This window comes from Asticcacaulis tiandongensis (assembly GCF_006475605.1).
Taxonomy (GTDB): Bacteria; Pseudomonadota; Alphaproteobacteria; order Caulobacterales; family Caulobacteraceae; genus Asticcacaulis; species Asticcacaulis tiandongensis.
The window spans coordinates 472162-491215 of record NZ_ML636837.1; the positions used below are offsets into that span (position 1 = coordinate 472162).

Consider the following 19054-nt stretch of genomic DNA (forward strand, 5'->3'; position numbering starts at 1 on the left):
CTTCGCAGCAGGTATAGAATGGCGGACGATCAGGGTCGGCTGAATCAGGTTTTTGCGGAAACCTCGTTTCTCTATGGCGGTAACGCCGTATTCATTGAGCAGATACAGGCAAAATGGGCCAATGACCCCGCCTCTGTCTCTCCCGCATGGCGGGCTTTCTTCGATCAATTGTCAGATGCACCGGCCAATGTGTCGGAAAACGCTGCCGTGGGCGGCTGGGCACGTCCGGTCGTTGAGACGCGCGACGAACTGACCTCGGCTATGGACGGGTTCTGGCCCGCCGTTGGCGCAAAGGTTGAGAAAACCATTGCTGACAAGGCCGTCGCCAAGGGGGCTGTGACCAACCCCGATGACCTGAAAAATGCCGCGCGCGATTCCGTTCGCGCCCTGATGCTGATCCGCGCCTATCGTATTCGCGGACATCTGCATTCCAATCTTGATCCGTTGGGTATCGAAGCGCCGAAGCACAATGCCGAGCTTGAGCCGTCGCACTGGGGCTTTACTGACGCCGACATGGATCGTCCGATCTTTATCGACGGCGTTCTGGGGCTGGAAACCGCGACCCTTCGTGAAATCATCGCCATCGTCAAGCGCACCTACTGCGCCAATATCGGCGTGCAATATATGCATATTGCCGATCCGGCGGAGAAGGCCTGGGTTCAGGAGCGCATCGAAGGCCGCGATAAGGAAATCACCTTCACCAAGGAAGGCAAGATCGCCATCCTGCGTAAGCTGGTGGAAACCGAGTGCTTTGAGCGCTTCATTCACCGCCGCTTCCCTGGCACCAAGCGCTTTGGTCTGGACGGTGGTGAGGCCATGGTGCCCGCCCTTGAGCAGATCATCAAGCGGGGTGGTCATCTGGGCGTGCAGGACATCATTCTTGGCATGGCTCACCGTGGTCGTTTGAATGTGCTGTGTGGCGTTATGGGCAAGCCTTATCGCGCCGTATTCCATGAGTTTCAGGGCGGGTCTTCGGTGCCGCTCGATACCGACTCTACCGGCGACGTGAAATACCATATGGGTGCGTCTTCGGATCGTGAGTTCGATGGCAATAATGTCCATCTGTCGCTGACGGCTAACCCGTCGCACCTTGAAATCGTCAATCCGGTGGTTCTGGGTAAGACGCGCGCCAAGCAGGCCTTCCAGATCAAGGATCGCAATAATCCGGTCGTAAACCGCACCGGTGCGACGGCGCTTCTGATCCACGGCGATGCGGCCTTTGCCGGTCAGGGCGTGGGCATGGAGTGTCTGGCGCTGATGGGCCTGAGGGGCTATCACACCGGCGGGACGATCCACTTCGTGATCAATAACCAGATCGGTTTCACGACATCGCCGCACAATTCGCGCTCATCGCCCTATCCGTCGGATGTGGCTTTGATGGTTGCCGCGCCGATTTTCCACGTCAATGGGGATGATCCCGAAGCGGTTGTTTTCGCCGCCAAGATCGCCACCGAGTTCCGCCAGCAGTTTGCTAAGGACGTGGTCGTCGATATGTTCTGTTATCGCCGCTTCGGCCATAACGAAGGTGATGACCCGACCTTCACCCAGCCTTTGATGTACGCCAAGATCAAGGATCATCCGTCGACCCGTGAACTCTATGGTCAGCGCCTGATTCAGGAAGGCGTGCTCACACAGGAAGAAGTTGACGGCTTCATCAAGGAATTTGATGATTTCCTCGATGCCGAATTTGAAGCCGGTAAGACCTATAAGGCGACCAAGGCGGACTGGCTGGACGGCAAGTGGTCAGGTCTCGGCCTGCCCGAAGAAGACGAGCGTCGCGGGTCTACCTCGGTGCCGCTGGCCCGTATCAAGGAAATCGGTGAACGCATCACCCATATTCCGAATGAAGTGAATATCCACAAAACGCTTAAGCGTGTGGTCGATGCCCGTCGTCAGGCGGTTGAATCCGGTCAGAATATCGACTGGGCGCTGGCCGAACATCTGGCGTTTGGTTCGCTGCTTGATGAAGGCTTCAATATCCGCCTGTCCGGTCAGGACTCGGTGCGCGGTACCTTCTCGCAACGTCACTCGGCTTTTGTCGATCAGACGACCGAAGAGCGTTACCTGCCGCTGAACCATATCCGCGAGGGTCAGGCCCATTACGAGGTCATCGACTCAGCCCTGTCCGAAGAAGCGGTGCTTGGTTATGAATACGGTTATTCTCTGGCTGATCCCAACACGCTGGTGCTGTGGGAAGGTCAGTTCGGTGACTTCGTCAACGGCGCACAGGTCGTAATCGACCAGTTCATCTCGTCGGGTGAGCGCAAGTGGCTGCGTATGTCGGGTCTGGTGATGCTTTTGCCGCACGGTTACGAAGGTCAGGGGCCGGAACACTCGTCCGCACGCCTTGAACGCTTCCTGCAACTGTGCGCCGAAGACAATATGCAGGTCGCTAACTGCTCGACGCCCGCCAACTATTTCCACATCCTGCGTCGCCAGATTCACCGGCCGTTCCGTAAGCCGCTGATCCTGATGACGCCCAAGTCTTTGCTGCGTCACAAGAAGGCGGTTTCAACCCTTTCCGAGATTTCGGAAGGTTCAAGCTTCCACCGCGTGCTTCAGGATGACGCCGAACTGCGTCCAGACGTCGCTGGCGTTAAGCTGGTGGCCGACGACAAGATCCGCCGCGTCCTTCTGTGTTCGGGTAAGGTCTATTACGACCTGCTCGAAGACCGTGAAAAGAAGCAGGTCAAGGACGTCTATATCATGCGTCTGGAACAGTTCTATCCCTGGCCGATGAAGTCGCTGCTGACGGAACTGGGCCGCTTTAAAAACGCCGAACTGGTCTGGGTACAGGAAGAGCCGAAGAATATGGGCGCATGGACCTTTGTTGATCCGTGGCTCGAACTGACGCTCGACAAGCTGAAGGTTAAGGCCAAGCGCGCCCGCTATGTCGGTCGTCCGGCCTCTGCCTCGACCGCCGCAGGTGTCATGAGCCGCCACCTGAAGGAACTCGAAGCCTTCCTGACCGACGCCTTCGCCTGATTCATTCGCCCTTACTGATACACATTATATTTCCGGAGCCTGAAACACATGGCCGATATCCTTACCCCCGTACTGGGCGAATCTGTCGCCGAAGCTACTGTTGGCCGCTGGGCCAAAAAACCCGGCGATGCCGTTAAAAAAGACGAAGTGCTTGTCGAACTTGAAACCGATAAGGTTTCACTCGAAGTCGCCGCGCCTGCGGATGGCACCCTGACAGAAATCCTTGCCGGTGAAGGCGACACCGTTACCCCCGGCGCGATCCTTGGTCGCGTAGGTGCGGCCGGTGCCGCTGCGGCCTCTGCACCTGCGGCCGCACCTAAAGCCGAAGCGCCGAAAGCGGGTTCCGCGGCCCTGCTTGAGGTTAAGACGCCGGTTATGGGTGAATCCGTTGCCGAGGGCGCGATATCCTCATGGCGTAAAAAAGTCGGCGATGCAGTTAAAAAGGACGAAGTCCTCGTTGAGATCGAAACCGATAAGGTGGCGGTTGAAGTGGCGGCACCTGCGGACGGTACGCTGGCCGAGATCGTGGCCGCAGACGGCGCGACCGTCACTCCCGGTCAGGTCATCGCCAAAATCTCTACGGATGGTTCGGTATCCGCGTCTGCGCCCGCACCAGCGGCTGCCCCTGCTGCGCCTCAGGCAGCGCCTGCGGCAGCCCAACCGGCGTCAAATCATCTGTCACCGGCCGTTCAGCGCATCGTTTCTGAAACCGGCCTCAACACCTCTGGCATTGCCGGTTCCGGTAAGGACGGTCGTGTAACTAAGGGGGACGCACTGGCGGCTCTGGCTAATCCTGCCCCGGCAGCTTCTGCCCCTGTGGCAGCGGCCCCGGCCCGCGAAGTCGGCCCGCGCGAAGAGCGTGTGAAGATGACGCGCCTGCGTCAGACCATCGCCCGTCGCCTGAAGGAATCGCAAAACACCGCGGCTCAGCTGACGACCTTCAACGAAGTTGATATGTCGACCGTTATGGCGCTGCGTAACACCTATAAGGACGTCTTTGAAAAGCGTCACGGTGTGAAGCTTGGTTTCATGTCCTTCTTCGCCAAGGCGGTGGTTGCGGCCCTTAAGGATATTCCGGCGGTTAATGCCGAAATCGAAGGCACGGACATCATTTACAAGAACCATTACGACCTCGGCGTTGCCGTAGGTACGGAAAAGGGTCTTGTCGTGCCGGTGCTGCGCGATGTCGACACCCTGTCGCTGGCCGGTATCGAAAAGGGCATTGCCGCCCTTGGTAAGCAGGCCCGTGATGGTACCCTCTCTCTGGATCAACTTCAGGGCGGTACCTTCACCATCACCAATGGGGGCATTTACGGTTCGCTGATGTCGACGCCGATCCTTAACATGCCGCAGGTCGGTATTTTGGGTATGCACGCCATCAAGGAACGTGCCGTTGTCGTCGATAAGCAGATCGTTATCCGCCCAATGATGTATCTGGCCCTCAGCTATGATCACCGTATCGTTGATGGCAAGGAAGCCGTGACCTTCCTCGTGAAGATCAAGGAGGGTCTTGAAGACCCGCAACGCTTCATTCTGGACGTCTAGAAATCTTAAGGCCGCTGCGTTACCGTAGCGGCCTTAATTTTTGGAAAGTAATGCGCATGAGGCCAGCCGGTCTGAAATTTGCGACGATTCTGGCAGGCCTTGTGATAGGGCTGTCGGCCTGCACCACACTTGAGCGACCGGACGTGAACTATCCGTCATTTACTGATCTCAGCCTCAATGGCTTTGATGATATCCGTATGCGATCCGGTGATGTGGGGCTTAAGACTGAGCTTGAGGCTGATCTGCGCAGGGAATTCAGGCAAAATCGTGAGCCCTTGCATATACTGGCCCTGTCAGGCGGCGGGGCAGACGGGGCATTCGGGGCGGGTGTCCTGCTCGGGTGGACAAAGCGCGGCGACCGGCCTGAGTTCCGTGTCGTTACCGGCGTATCGACCGGCGCCCTGATTGCGCCGTTTGCTTTTCTGGGGCCTGATTACGATGAAAAACTGAAAGAAGCCTATACCAGCGGTGTCGCGGATAACCTGCGTAAATCACGCGGGCTTTTGTCGATCTTCACGCCGGGTGTGCTCAGTACCAATAATCTTCAGGGACTGGTCGATACCTATGTCGATACGCAAATGGTGCGCGACATTGCCCGTGAACAGGCCAAAGGTCGCAGCCTTCTGGTGGCGACAACCAATCTCGATACACAGTCAGGTATAGTCTGGGACATCGGTGCGATTGCCAAGTCGGCGGTGGACAGTAAATCCCCTGAGCAGATTATCAGGGGTCGTGATCTGATCCGTAAGGTTCTGGTGGCCTCGGCCTCAGTACCGGGGGCTTTTGCGCCTGTGATGATAGATGTTGACCGTCAGACGCCACAGGGCATAGAGCCTTTTTCCGAAATGCACGTCGATGGCGGGGTGACCCTGCCGTTCTTTGTCCTGCCGGAATCTCTGCTCAACTGGGAGGTTCCACGTGATCTGTTTTCGGGCGGCCATATCTATGTGCTGATCAACGGCAAGATAAGTCCGCAACCTTCGGTCACGCCCTATAATGCCATCAATATCATGTCGCGGTCACTTGAGACTCTGACCAAGGCGCAGGCCCGCAGCAATCTGATTGCCGTCGAAGGGTTTGCTCAGCGTAACGGCATGGACATCGGTGTCGTCTCCTTACCCGATGAATTTACGGAAGGCGGTATGCTGGCCTTTGAGGCGGACTCAATGCGCCGTGTTTTCTATTACGGATTTCAACTGGGGGCGTCGGATAAACTCTGGGCAAAGACAGAGCCTGCGCAATAGCTATGGGCAAGGGCGGCTTAATATTGTAAACAGGGGTTAACCATAGCAGCGGGGGGCCGTCTGATGAAGTATGTGCGTTGGTTCATAGCGATCATTGTTCTGGCCTATGCCGGCTGGATTGCCTTTCCGGTTATTAAAAATGCCTTGCCTTCCGGCGGCTATGAACCGCCCGCCATGTCACGTCAGGCTGATGAAAGCGGGCCAATAGGCGGCATTAATCCATTTCCCTCTGATTTCAGCCATATCGAAACCCCTGTCCCTTCCGCTTCCATTCAGGGCGAAACCGCCGTTGAAGCCATTGAAACGGGTAACAAACCGGTGGTCTGGCTGTGGGGCGGGGTAGTGTTTTTCTATTTACTGGCGGCATTCTTGCTGGCGGGGGGTAATTTGCGGGCCGGTTTTGCCTATGGCGCGGCCTTTGTCGCCGATGTGGTGCTGACCTTCCTGACCAAGGGGGAGGCCGGATCAGGCATATTTGACCGCATCCTTGAAACCCTGTCCGGTTGGGACCCGCGTTACACCCTTACTCTGGTGGCGTTGATACTTGGGTTTATCATACTTATGGCCCGCAACCGACCTCTGAAAAAGCGACGTTTCGCTGCCTGAAACGGGGTGTGATCCAAAATTTCCACAAACAGACTTGACCCTGCGCGGTTAGAATTTTACGGCTTTGGATACATAAGATTTTCCCCGTGAAAAAGGCCATACCATGTCTCAGGATCAAAGCTTCGACGTTGTCATCATCGGCGGCGGCCCCGGCGGCTACAATGCGGCCATTCGCGCCGGACAGCTGGGGCTGAAAACCGCTATTGTCGAAACGCGGGATGTGCTGGGCGGTACCTGCCTCAATGTTGGCTGCATGCCGTCAAAGGCATTGTTGCATGCCTCTGAGCTGTTTGAACTGGCGGGTCACGAATTCAAATCGATCGGTATTGATGTCCCTGCGCCGAAACTGAATATTGTTCAGTTGCACAAGGCCAAACAGGACAGCGTTGATGGCCTGACCAAGGGCATTGCCTTCCTGATGAAGAAGAACAAGGTCACGGCCTTTACCGGCTATGGCAAGATCGAAGGTGCCGGTAAGGTGTCTGTGACGGCCAAGGATGGCGCGGTTCAGACCCTGACGAGCAAAAACATCATCATCGCGACCGGTTCCGAACCTACGCCACTGCCCGGTGTGATCGTCGATCAGAAGCAGATTGTTGATTCAACCGGTGCCCTGTCACTTCCCGCTGTGCCTAAGCATCTGGTGGTGGTTGGCGCCGGTATTATCGGTCTGGAGCTGGGGTCAGTCTGGCGTCGTCTCGGAGCCAAGGTCACGGTGGTGGAATTCCTTGATCGCATTACGCCAGGCATGGATACCGAAGTGGCGACCGCCTTCCACAAAATCCTTTCTAAACAGGGCTTTGAATTCAAACTGGGCACCAAGGTAACGGCTGCCAAAACCAGTGCCAAGGGCGTGAGCCTGTCGCTTGAGGCCGCGGCCGGTGGCAATGCTGAAACGCTTGAGGCCGATGTGGTTCTGGTGGCCATTGGCCGTCGTCCGTTCACGGCGGGCCTTGGGCTTGAAAGCGTCGGAATCACCACTGATCAGCGCGGCTTCATCCCGACCAATCACTTCAAAACTGCCGCACCGGGCGTCTGGGCCATTGGTGACGTGATCCACGGGCCGATGTTGGCACACAAGGCCGAGGAAGATGCCGTCGCCGCAGTTGAGCTGATTGCCGGTAAGGCCGGTCACGTCGATTACGATCTGGTGCCAAGCGTGGTCTATACGGCTCCCGAAGTGGCCTGGGTCGGTAAGACTGAAGACCAGCTTAAGGCAGCGGGCATTCAATATAAGGTCGGCAAGTTCCCGTTCATTGCTAACTCACGTGCCAAGATCAACCATGAGACCGAAGGCTTCGTAAAGTTCCTGGCTGATGCCAAGACCGACCGCGTCTATGGTGTCCATATTCTGGGGCCACAGGCGGGTGAGATGATTTCCGAAGCTTCGGTACTCATCGCCTTTGGTGGGGCTTCCGAAGATCTGGCGCGTATCTGTCATCCGCACCCGACCCGCTCCGAAGCGGTCCGTCAGGCCGCTATGGGCGTCGAAGGCTGGACGATGCAGGCTTAAGTCCCTCACATTGAAGTCTCTCGGCCTGAGGGTTTCAGTGTGTTCCTAATGAAGATGTGTAATAAGCGCTTCTGCGAATTAAATCGCAGAAGCCTTTTGCTTATATGGGTGTAATCTGCGGATGGTCGTGTTTAGGTTTGGTTTTGTAATAACTTTACTGCTTAATATGGGCGCAGGTTTTGTTGTCGCCGAGGCAAAGTCCCAAGTGGAGCTGTGGGATTATATTCATCCGACGCTGGATGTGCCTCTTGAGATATTACAGGAGCGAGCTTCAACCTTAAATCTGGATGATTTGTTTGTTTATGGAATTGCTTTAGCTGTGGGGCGTGATGGCGAAGAACAGGTGAGCAATGGATTCGCTTTAATCCGGCATACTGAAACCATGACCGTTATGAGTAAAGGTGGTTTGAGTGCTGGTGCTGGGAATGTAAGGGGGGTAAATGGACAAACACAACCCCAGTTTTACAGAGGGCTGAATTTGCCCTCGAGACATGAAAGCCATAATTATAATGGTAATAGAGAAGGTCACAAAGAAAGACGTAAAGCCTTGGTTTGCCTAGGTGGTTTGACTCATGGTGATCCCAAAAAAAGAGAGATAAAGGCTTGCGGCGGGCAGGATAGCTTTGATGCATTAAACAAACTTATGCCAAAGCGTGACTAACCCTTAGGATGGGCCGCTGTATAGGCGCTCAGGAGGCGTTCGGCGTCGACCTGTGTGTACTTTTGCGTGGTCGATAAGGAGGCGTGGCCTAGAAGTTCCTGAATGGAGCGCAAATCCGCCCCTGAGCCCAACAGGTGCGTGGCAAAGGAATGGCGCAGGGCATGCGGCGTGGCGCGGTCGCTAAGACCGAGACGGGAACGCAGGTGCTGGACGCTGGACTGTACATGACGGGGGCTTAAGGGGCCGCCGCGTTTGGCGCGGAACAGGGCGCTTTCGGGGTCAACAGAAAAGGGCTGGAGGCGTTTATAAGCTTCGATAGCTTCGCGCACCTCAGGCAGAACCGGCACGATACGGGTTTTGTTGCCCTTGCCGATTATCCTCAGACTATCCCCTAACGGGGTGTCCTTAAAGGTCAGGGACAGGGCTTCGGAGATGCGTAGGCCGCAACCATAGAGCAGAAGGTAGACTGCTCTGTCTCTTGCGGCTTCCCATTCCGCAATGTCTGAGTCCATAAGGGCTTCGTGCATCAGACCCATAGCCTGATCTTCATTCAGCGGGCGCGGCAGGGTGCTTTTGAGGCGCGGCCCGCGGGTCAGGGCCACCTGCGGACTTGTCATCCCCATATGCACATCGAGATAGGTATGAAACGACTTCACCGCCGACAGGTGCTGCGCCAGTGAGCGCGGGGATAAAGGGGGTTCCTTAGCCCGCATATAGGCCATCCAGCCGCGTATATCGTTTGCCGTCAGGTGTGTTAAGTCATCAAGGTCTATGTCCTGACCCAGTTGTCCGCGCAGCCAGCCGATATAGAAACCAAAGGCATGACCGTAGGCTTCGAGCGTCTTCGGAGAGCATCTCTTTTGTGATTTCAGATAGTTAAGCCATTTCAGGCGGGCATCGTCGATGGTCATGCCAAACCATAACCGTAAAAGGGTTAATTTCCCTTAAGACAGTATGGGCCAGCGTTCGGCGATGCGTTCGACGACACGGGTGACATAGGCCACCAGCTCGGCCCCCATATCGGGGGTAAATCCTTCGTAGTCGGCCGAGCCGAAGGCAACGGCACCGGGTCGGCCATCGCGCCACATGGCGGTGCGGATGACGGCGGCGCTTTTGATGCGGCGGACGTCTTCGCCGAACAGGGCGCGGCACACACCGTCAGGGCCAAGTACAGAAAGTTCAGTTTCACCAATGATATAGTCGACGCCGCCGTAATCGAGCGTCATCCATCCGAGCGGAATCGGCGCGGTATCTTCGAGCGCAATCGTCGCCGTAACCAGACCGAAACGCTCCTGCGTTTCCTTGGCCAGACGACGCGCCAGATCAGAATGGTTGCGCGATTCCATGAGGGTAAGTGTCAGGGCATGCGCCTGAGCCTGAGCGTCGAAATTGGCGCGGGCCGTCAGTTCGAGCTGGCGACGGATGTCGAAATCGCGGATAGCCTTGGCTTCGAGTCTGGCGAGGGCGGCCGGGCCGAAATCGATCAGGTTGCGGGTTTTCGTTTGCAGGCTTAAGCTATCGAGTAAGTCGCGATCTTGTTGAATTTCCTGCGAAAATTCGGGCAACAGATCGCGCAGCGTCTGATAATCCATCAGGGCCAGCATCTGCTCTTTTGTTTGTATATCGCGGTAATCCGAGGCCATTCTTGTGCTTAATAAGGCTTTAACCTGTCCAAGGGGCTATAGATGGCATAAAATTCATCGCTGTGCAGCCTGATTCAAGGTTAATGACTAAATCATGCCCGATTCCGTTCAAATTTCCGAAAATTCGGTTGAAAAGCGACTTGTTCGGGCAAGAGTCGCCGTGATGACCCCTATGGATCGGTTGCTGGATTATCTAATCCCCGATGGCCTGACGTTGGGGGTAGGGGATCATGTGCGGGTGCCCTTGGGTAATGCCCGCATCCGTGGGGTGGTGGCTGAGGTGTGTGAGGCCCCGGAAGAGGCGTCGGCCTTCAAGCTGAAGGCGGTGCTGGAGCGCATCGATGATCCGCCTGTACCCGCCAAAAGTCTTGAGTTCTGGCTTAAGGCAGCGGCATGGACCCTTACGCCACCGGGGGTTTTCCTGACCGGATGCCTGAGTGGCTTGAAGGCACCGAAGGCGGCGACACAATATGTATATGCGCGCACGGACAAGGTCGCGGATAAGCTTAAGCCCAGGCAGTTAGGCGTTTTGGAGGCGGCGCTTATCCCCCAGAGTGCGGCTGAACTTGCGCGGATGGGAGGCGTGTCGGATTCCGTTGTAAAAACGCTCGAAAAGAACGGATTTTTGCAGAAACAAGTACGCACAGGGGATAGCTTTCCCACCCCTGATCCGGCTTTCAAGCCACCCGTGCTGAATGACAATCAATATGCCGCTGATCAGTTGCTTAAGGCCGAATGGGACAGACAGGTCTACTCAACGGTTTTGCTGGATGGCGTCACCGGTTCGGGCAAGACCGAGGTCTATCTGGAGAGTGTCGCGCGGGCGCTGGAGGCTGACGGGGATACGCAAATACTTATCCTCCTGCCGGAAATTGCCTTGACGACGGCGGTGATGAGCCGGTTGACGGCGCGCTTCGGCGCAGAGCCGGTGCAGTGGCATTCGGCCCTGTCGCAGGGACAAAGGCGCAGGGTCTGGGAAGGCGTGGCGACCGGTCGTGTCCGGTTGGTGGTCGGGGCGCGTTCGGCCCTGTTCCTGCCGTTCGCCAAACTCAGGCTGATCATTATCGATGAGGAGCATGACGCCTCATACAAGCAGGAGGACGGCGTGCGTTATCAGGCGCGTGATCTGGCGGTGATGCGGGCGCACAAGGACGGGTTTCTGGTGGTGCTGGCCTCGGCTACGCCATCGATGGAAACCCTGACCAATGCCCAGAAAGGCCGGTATGGCTGGGTCAGACTTGAGAACCGGCATGGCACAGCGCAGTTGCCGGATATTGATCTGATCGACCTTAAAAGCCAGCCGCCGGAAAAGGGGTTCTGGCTGTCGGATCGGTTGGTGCGAGAAATTCAGGAAACCTTGGTGCGTAAGGAGCAGGTGCTGTTGTTTCTCAATCGGCGGGGCTATGCGCCGCTGGTGCTGTGCCGTGTCTGTGGTGAGCGTATGACTGCGCCGAATACCGATAGCTGGCTGGTAGAACATCGGGCGACCAACCGGCTGGTCTGCCATCTGACGGGGTTTTCGATGAAGAAGCCGGAGCGCTGCCCGCATTGCGGGGCGCTCGATAGTTTAACGGCGGTGGGGCCTGGCGTTGAACGTATTCTGGAGGAGGTGCAGGAACGCTTCCCAGAGGCACGGGCGGAAATTTTCTCATCGGATACGACGCCGGATGCCGAAAGCTCGGCGGCGCTGATCAAGCGGGTTGAGGATAACCAGACCGATATTCTGATTGCCACTCAGGCGGCGGCCAAGGGGCATAACTTCCCCAATCTGACGCTGGTGGGGATTGTTGATGCCGATCTTGGGCTTAAGGGGGGTGATCTGCGGGCTGCCGAGCGCAGTTTCCAGCTGTTGGCGCAGGCGACCGGACGGGCTGGACGCGCAACCAAGGCCGGACGAGCCTTGTTACAGACCTATACGCCGGAGCATCCGGTCATGCAGGCGCTGAAGGCGCAGGATCGCGATGCCTTTGTCGCCTATGAGCAGATGGGGCGCGATATGGCGCGCTTTCCGCCGTTCGGGCGTCTGGCGGCGATTATCCTGTCGGGAAAGGATCGGGCCGGACTTGACCGGTTCAGTCGGGAACTGGCGCTTTTGGTGCCCAATACGGAGGGTATCGAGGTCTTCGGGCCAGCGGATGCGCCGATTGCTCTGGTTCGCGGGCAGTGGCGCAAGCGCTTTCTGGTGCGGGCGGATCGCAACCGTGATTTACAGGGTTTTGTCAGTGCCTGGGTCGGGGCGATAAAGAAGCCCAATGCGGTGAGGTTGATTGTCGATATTGATCCCTACAGTTTTATGTAGGGGGGCGCTGTAAGTCCCCTCACCCCGACCCTCTCCCCAAAGGGAGAGGGAGAAGAGAGGCGGCGCTTTCCACCGAGGGGGGGGAAGGGTTAAATGGACAGGGACAGCATCAGGCCAGAGGTTAAACCGGTGGCGGCGGCAGAAGATTCTATGGCCCCAAGTTCCTCATCCAGCGCGCGCAGGGCAGATTCGGCGTCTTTTATGTCTTCTGAGGCGTTGTCGCGGTTGGATTCGGCCTTAGCCTTATCGAGTTGGGCCTTGATCTTGCGCATCATTTCGCGGACATCACGGGCGAAGGCTGCATCTTCTTCGGCTTCGAGTGATTTGCGTTCATCGGTCTGTCGCGAGGCGGCGCTGTCATAGGCTGTGGTGCGCGCCGGATCGCGGGGTTCGCTTTCGCCGCTGTCAGACGGGCTGTCTTCGGTGGGCGGCGGTGTTTCTGCGGTTTCAGATAAGGCCTGACCAGAAGATGGGGCAGTAGAGGGGGGAGTTCCGGCACCCATGCCAGCCTCTGAAGACGTGCCGCCGGCCGCGCCATAGGCCTTGACGGCGGATTTCAGTTCTTTGGTCAGTTGCGCAATCAGGCGGGCTTTTTTGGCCGGATCAAGGCTCGGCATCTGCTCAAGCATTTTGAGCCGTTCTTTAAGCTGATCGACGCGCTTTTTAGCCAGTGCTTTCGCCTCATCCTTACGGGATTCGGTATGTTGCTTAAGGGTCGTCAGGGCCTGTTTTTGCGCCTCAAACTTTTGACGCGCGATCTGGGCGTGCTTTTCGCGCAAGGCAGAAGCCGCCGGTGAAGCGTTAGGCGAAGCGTTCAGAGAGGCGGCGGGCGCATAGGCGGTCAGTTTCATGGCGTGACTATAGGCGAGCAGGCTTAAGCCTTTGTTGATAAATCTTGTCGCTGAAACCTGCGGTCAGAATGACCCCTCCGTCACGGCCCGAAGCGCGGGCCGCGCCACCTCCCCATCGCAAGCGATAGGGAGGAGAAGATAGGAAGTAAGGCCCCTCACCCTCCCTCTCCCCTGAGGGGAGAGGGGAGAGGCGGTTAGTGGGCGTCGCCGGATTTTTTGCGGCGGAACATCTGAAGGAACTCGACGAAGGCCGAGAAGGCCATGGCCGCGTAGATGTAGCCCTTATCAATGTGGGCACCAAAGCCTTCGGCAATCAGCACCATACCGATCATCATAAGGAAGGCGAGGGCCAGCATGATAATGGAGGGGTGCTTGTTGATGAAGTTGGCGATGGGGCCCGCGGCGAGCATCATGGTCATCACAGCGACCATGACGGCGATAATCATGACCGGCAGGTGTTCGGTCATGCCGACCGCGGTCAGGATCGAATCGACGGAAAACACCAGATCGAGCAGCAGAATCTGACCGATGGCGAGGCCGAAGCCCATGGCCGGACTGATGGGGCGGGCCGGGGTCACCTTATCGTCATGCACGTCAGGGGCATGGTTGGTGGCGTGGCTGATTTCGGAGGTGGCTTTATAAACAAGGAACAGACCGCCGACGATCAGGATGATGTCGCGCCATGAGAAGCCCTTGCCGAGGACGGAAATTACGGGGTCTTTCAGGGCCACGATCCACACAAGGGTGAACAGGAGCGCCACACGCATCAGAAGTGCGCCGCTCAGGCCGATGAAGCGGGCACGGGCACGCTGATGTTCCGGCAGCTTATTGGTCAGGATGGAAATGAAGATGAGGTTGTCGATACCAAGGACGACCTCCATGACAATAAGTGTTATGAGTGCCGCCCAAACGGCGGGATCAGAAAAGAGGGCCAGTAATTGGTCCATTGAGGGGGTCTTTCAATAATATAAGCATCAGGGGGATGCGCCCGGGAGGATAAAAATGCCACGAATGAATCAAAAGACAATCAGGAACGCAGACACATAAATGAAAAACTTCTGTCTTGGTTGGTTGCGATGCGCAAAACCACATGCTAAGAGGCCCGCGATCTGAAGCGAAGCGGCGTAACCTTGCGCCCGGCAGCCTGTGTCTGTCCCACTTCCAATTGTGCTGGATTCATTCGTGAGCGATATTTTTAGAGAAACCGAGGTCGGTGCACGTTACGCAAAGGCCGTGTTCGAACTGGCGGAAGCCGATGGTAAGCTGGAGGCGGTTCATAAGGACCTGACTTCACTTAAGGCCTTGCTGGTCGAAAGCGCTGATCTGCGTCGTCTTCTGACGTCTCAGGCATTTAGCTCTGATGACAAGCTGAGCGGTCTTACGGCGGTTACCAAGAAGGCGAAGTTCAATGCGCTGACGCAGAAGGCCCTGGGTCTTGCGGCGCAGAACGGCCGTCTGGATCAGCTGTTTGGTCTGTTGACCGCCTTCTTCCGTCTTTATGACACCAAAAAAGGTGTTGTGGCGGCTGAGGTCACCTCTGCGGTCGCGCTTGATGACGCGCAACTGGCCGCCCTGAAATCTGAATTGGCCAAGTCACTTGGCCGCGATCCCGTGATCAACGCTATTGTTGATCCGGCAATACTTGGCGGACTTAAGGTTCGCGTAGGGTCACGTCTTTTTGACGCGTCCCTGAAGACTCAACTCGATTCCCTCAAATTCGCCCTTAAGAGAGCGTAACACTCATGGATATTCGCGCTGCCGAAATCTCGGCCATTCTGAAAGCTCAAATTGCTGGTTTCGGTGAAGAAGCCGATGTTTCCGACGTAGGCTCGGTGCTCAGCGTTGGTGACGGTATTGCCCGTGTACACGGTCTGGACAAGGTTCAGGCTGGTGAAATGGTGCTGTTCCCGAAGGCCGGCGTTAAGGGCATGGCCCTGAACCTCGAAAAAGACAATGTCGGTATCGTTATCTTCGGCGAAGACCGTGAAATCTCCGAAGGCGACGAAGTTAAGCGTCTTGGCGAAATCGTGGACGTGCCGGTTGGCCGTGGCCTGCTCGGTCGCGTGGTTAACCCGCTCGGTGAGCCGATCGATGGCAAGGGCCCGATCGTCTCTGACGAGCGTCGCCGCGTTGACGTAAAGGCACCGGGTATCATCCCGCGTAAGTCGGTTCATGAGCCTGTGCAAACCGGCATCAAGGCCATCGACACCCTGATCCCTGTGGGGCGTGGCCAGCGCGAGCTGATCATCGGTGACCGTCAGACCGGTAAGACCGCTGTCGCCATCGACGCCATCCTGAACCAGAAGGCCGCTAATGCTGGCAACGACGAGTCGCAGAAGCTTTACTGCATCTACGTCGCTATCGGTCAGAAGCGTTCGACCGTTGCCCAGATCGTTAAGGCTCTGGAAGAAAACGGCGCTCTGGAATACACCATCGTGGTTTCGGCTACCGCGTCCGAGCCTGCGCCTCTGCAATATCTGGCACCGTTTGCCGGTTGCGCCATGGGCGAGTGGTTCCGTGACAACGGCAAGCATGCCCTGATCATCTATGATGACCTTTCGAAGCAAGCTGTGGCCTATCGTCAGATGTCGCTTCTGCTGCGTCGTCCTCCCGGTCGTGAAGCCTATCCGGGTGACGTATTCTACCTCCATTCACGTCTGCTGGAACGTGCCGCCAAGCTCAATGAAGAAAATGGCGCAGGTTCGCTGACGGCTCTGCCGGTTATCGAAACGCAGGCTAACGACGTGTCGGCCTATATTCCGACCAACGTGATCTCGATCACCGACGGTCAGATCTTCCTCGAAACCGACCTGTTCTATCAGGGTATCCGTCCGGCGGTTAACGTTGGTCTGTCGGTTTCCCGCGTGGGTTCTGCCGCCCAGATCAAGGCGATGAAGCAGGTTGCCGGTGCGATCAAGGGTGACCTTGCGCAGTACCGGGAAATGGCCGCCTTCGCCAAGTTCGGTTCCGACCTTGATGCCGCGACCCAGCGCCTGCTGGCACGTGGTGCGCGTCTGACCGAGCTTCTGAAGCAGCCGCAATATTCGCCTTTGAAGGTTGAAGAGCAGGTTGCCGTTATCTATGCCGGTACCCGTGGTTACCTCGATAACGTAGCGGTTGGCGATGTTGGTCGTTTTGAACGCGAACTGCTGAGCGTTCTGCGCGGCAAGCACGCGGCGCTGCTGGCCACGATCCGTGACCAGAAGGCTCTGTCGAAGGAACTGGAAGAACAACTGAAGACGGTTGTTGCCGGTTTCGCTGAAAACTTCGCATAAGGACGGGTGCATTAGAAAATGGCCAGTCTTAAGGACATGCGCAATCAGATCGGAAGCGTGAAAGCCACGCAGAAGATCACCAAAGCCATGCAGATGGTGGCGGCAGCCAAGCTCAAGCGAGCTCAGGATGCGGCTGAAAATGCGCGCCCCTATGCCGCCCGTATGGCCTCTGTCATTGCCAACCTTGCTAAAGGGGTTGGTGGTGACGACGCGCCAAAACTGCTGGCTGGCACAGGCTCTACGCACAACCATCTGATCGTTGTGTCAACCGCTGATCGCGGTCTGTGCGGCGGCTTCAACACCCAGATCGCCCGTGCGGCCCGTGAGCACATCAGTGCGCTTCTGGCCGAAGGTAAGAATGTTCGCATCATTACTATCGGGCGTAAGGGCTATGATCAGCTCAAGCGTCAGTATGCTGACAAGATCGTACAGTCTTTCGAACTGGCCAAGGTTCTGAACCTTGATTACGCCCAGCCGATTGCAGATGCGATCCTGAAGGAATATGAAGACGGTCGTGCCGATGTCGTGACCTTGTTCTTCAGCCAGTTCAAGTCGGTGATTTCTCAGGTGCCTACCGCCAAGCCGCTTATTCCGGCGCAGGTGGATGAAACCGTTGCAGATGCCTCCGGTGGTGCGGTCTATACCTATGAGCCGTCGGAAGAAGACATTCTTGAGACGCTTCTGCCGCGCAATCTGACGGTGCAGATCCTGTCGAGCCTTCTGGAAAACAATGCCGGCTTCTATGCCGCTCAGATGAGCGCGATGGATAATGCCACGCGCAACGCAGGCGAGATGATCAACGCCCTTACCCTCAAATATAACCGTAAACGTCAGGCCCAGATCACGACCGAACTGATCGAGATCATCGCCGGTGCCGAAGCCCTCTAAAGGATAAACCATGTCCGCTCATCAAAAGATTACGGCCAATAAGGGCCGCATCACTCAGGTCATCGGCGCCGTTGTCGACGTTGAATTCGACGGTAGCCTGCCTTCAATCCTGAACGCTCTGGAAACCACCAATGCCGCTTCGGGCGCGCGTCTGGTGCTTGAGGTTGCCCAGCACCTTGGTGAAGGTGCCGTGCGTACCATCGCTATGGACGGAACCGAAGGTCTGGTTCGTGGTCAGGAAGTCACCGACCTCGGTGCACCGATCACCGTGCCCGTCGGTCCCGCCACTCTCGGCCGCATCATCAACGTCATCGGCGAGCCGATCGACGAAGCTGGCCCGATTGAAACCCAGTTCTTCAACCCGATCCACGCTGAAGCCCCTGCCTTCGAAGATCAGGCCACCTCGGCTGAGATCCTCGTAACGGGCATCAAGGTTATCGACCTGATCTGCCCTTACGCCAAGGGTGGTAAGATCGGCCTGTTCGGCGGCGCCGGTGTGGGCAAGACGGTTACCATTCAGGAACTGATCAACAACATCGCCAAGGCCTATGGTGGTTATTCGGTGTTCGCCGGTGTGGGTGAGCGTACCCGCGAAGGGAACGACCTGTACCACGAAATGATCGAGTCCAAGGTGAACGAGCACGGCGGTGGCGGTGCTTCGCGTTGTACGCTGGTTTATGGCCAGATGAACGAGCCTCCGGGCGCCCGTGCACGTGTGGCCCTGACGGGTCTGGCACAGGCCGAATACTTCCGCGATCAGGAAGGCAAAGACGTTCTGTTCTTCGTCGACAACATCTTCCGCTTTACGCAGGCCGGTTCCGAAGTGTCCGCGCTTCTGGGCCGTATTCCTTCCGCCGTGGGCTATCAGCCTACGCTGGCTACCGAAATGGGTAAGCTGCAAGAGCGCATCACCTCGACGAACAAGGGGTCTATTACCTCGGTTCAGGCCGTTTACGTGCCTGCCGATGACTTGACCGACCCGGCACCTGCCGCTTCGTTCGCCCACCTTGATGCGACGACCGTTCTGTCGCGTTCGATCGCCGAACAGGGCATCTATCCGGCCGTTGACCCGCTGGATTCCACCTCACGTATTCTTGACCCGCGCGTTGTGGGTGAAGAGCACTATCAGGTCGCTAACCAGGTTCAGCAAATCCTTCAGCAGTACAAGGCCCTGCGCGATATCATCGCCATTCTGGGCATGGACGAACTGTCGGAAGAAGACAAGCTGGTCGTGGCCCGCGCCCGTAAGATCCAGCGCTTCCTGTCGCAGCCGTTCCACGTGGCTGAAATCTTCACCGGTACGCCTGGCGTGCTGATGAAGCTTGAAGACACCATCAAGGGCTTCAAGGGCATCGTCAACGGTGACTATGACCACCTGCCGGAAGCCGCCTTCTACATGGTTGGCCCGATTGAAGAAGCTATTGCCAAGGCTGAAAAGCTGGCGGCAGAAGCCTAAGACCTTTCACACAAAAGTCCCGGGGCTCTGGCCTCGGGGTACTTTTTGTGTGGTTTATTTGTTTTAGATTTGTCTCGACAAATCGCAG

General features: G+C 57.0%; 15 protein-coding genes. 11 read left to right on the plus strand and 4 right to left on the minus strand.

What is annotated here, in order from left to right; translation table 11 throughout:
• The first annotated feature begins 18 nt into the window (after positions 1-18).
• The 6 genes from E5201_RS02160 (at position 19) to E5201_RS02185 (ending at position 8554) form a co-directional block, all read left to right on the plus strand.
• Positions 19-2985, plus strand: coding sequence for a 2-oxoglutarate dehydrogenase E1 component (locus E5201_RS02160; RefSeq protein ID WP_140984350.1), 2967 nt, complete (start codon positions 19-21; stop codon positions 2983-2985).
• A gap of 48 nt (positions 2986-3033) precedes the next feature.
• Positions 3034-4530 (plus strand): 2-oxoglutarate dehydrogenase complex dihydrolipoyllysine-residue succinyltransferase, encoded by a 1497-nt coding sequence (gene odhB / locus E5201_RS02165; RefSeq protein ID WP_140984351.1) that lies wholly within the window; start codon positions 3034-3036, stop codon positions 4528-4530.
• Between the two features lie 56 nt (positions 4531-4586).
• Positions 4587-5774, plus strand: a complete 1188-nt coding sequence (locus E5201_RS02170) for a patatin-like phospholipase family protein (RefSeq protein WP_140984352.1) — start codon at positions 4587-4589, stop codon at positions 5772-5774.
• A gap of 63 nt (positions 5775-5837) precedes the next feature.
• Entirely contained in the window at positions 5838-6380 is a 543-nt protein-coding gene (locus E5201_RS02175) for a hypothetical protein (protein WP_140984353.1), read from the plus strand.
• Between the two features lie 103 nt (positions 6381-6483).
• Complete coding sequence (lpdA, locus tag E5201_RS02180) at positions 6484-7893, plus strand: dihydrolipoyl dehydrogenase (protein ID WP_140984354.1); 1410 nt, start codon at positions 6484-6486, stop codon at positions 7891-7893.
• A 121-nt stretch (positions 7894-8014) separates the two neighbouring features.
• On the plus strand, positions 8015-8554 hold the full coding sequence (locus tag E5201_RS02185) for a hypothetical protein (RefSeq protein ID WP_140984355.1): 540 nt from the start codon (positions 8015-8017) through the stop codon (positions 8552-8554).
• Here E5201_RS02185 and E5201_RS02190 read toward each other — a convergent pair.
• The gene (locus E5201_RS02190; protein ID WP_140984356.1) at positions 8551-9465 is read right to left on the minus strand and encodes a tyrosine recombinase XerC; all 915 of its coding nucleotides are present in this window, start codon (positions 9463-9465) and stop codon (positions 8551-8553) included. The genes E5201_RS02185 and E5201_RS02190 overlap by 4 nt on opposite strands.
• A gap of 33 nt (positions 9466-9498) precedes the next feature.
• Complete coding sequence (locus tag E5201_RS02195; protein WP_246050357.1) at positions 9499-10158, minus strand: DUF484 family protein; 660 nt, start codon at positions 10156-10158, stop codon at positions 9499-9501.
• 133 nt (positions 10159-10291) lie between these two features.
• Between E5201_RS02195 and E5201_RS02200 the strand changes: the two genes are divergently transcribed.
• On the plus strand, positions 10292-12496 hold the full coding sequence (locus E5201_RS02200; protein ID WP_140984358.1) for a primosomal protein N': 2205 nt from the start codon (positions 10292-10294) through the stop codon (positions 12494-12496).
• Between the two features lie 89 nt (positions 12497-12585).
• On the opposite strand, the gene E5201_RS02205 is transcribed toward E5201_RS02200, so the two are convergent.
• On the minus strand, positions 12586-13347 hold the full coding sequence (locus tag E5201_RS02205; protein WP_140984359.1) for a hypothetical protein: 762 nt from the start codon (positions 13345-13347) through the stop codon (positions 12586-12588).
• 194 nt (positions 13348-13541) lie between these two features.
• Entirely contained in the window at positions 13542-14294 is a 753-nt protein-coding gene (locus E5201_RS02210; protein ID WP_140984360.1) for a TerC family protein, read from the minus strand.
• A gap of 235 nt (positions 14295-14529) precedes the next feature.
• Between E5201_RS02210 and E5201_RS02215 the strand changes: the two genes are divergently transcribed.
• Genes E5201_RS02215 through atpD form a run of 4 tightly spaced genes read left to right on the plus strand, consistent with a single transcriptional unit; the run spans position 14530 to position 18966 of the window.
• Entirely contained in the window at positions 14530-15084 is a 555-nt protein-coding gene (locus E5201_RS02215; protein WP_140984361.1) for a F0F1 ATP synthase subunit delta, read from the plus strand.
• 5 nt (positions 15085-15089) lie between these two features.
• Entirely contained in the window at positions 15090-16622 is a 1533-nt protein-coding gene (gene atpA / locus E5201_RS02220) for a F0F1 ATP synthase subunit alpha (protein ID WP_140984362.1), read from the plus strand.
• A gap of 18 nt (positions 16623-16640) precedes the next feature.
• Complete coding sequence (locus tag E5201_RS02225; protein WP_140984363.1) at positions 16641-17510, plus strand: F0F1 ATP synthase subunit gamma; 870 nt, start codon at positions 16641-16643, stop codon at positions 17508-17510.
• A gap of 10 nt (positions 17511-17520) precedes the next feature.
• On the plus strand, positions 17521-18966 hold the full coding sequence (gene atpD / locus E5201_RS02230) for a F0F1 ATP synthase subunit beta (RefSeq protein ID WP_140984364.1): 1446 nt from the start codon (positions 17521-17523) through the stop codon (positions 18964-18966).
• The last annotated feature ends 88 nt before the right edge of the window (positions 18967-19054 follow it).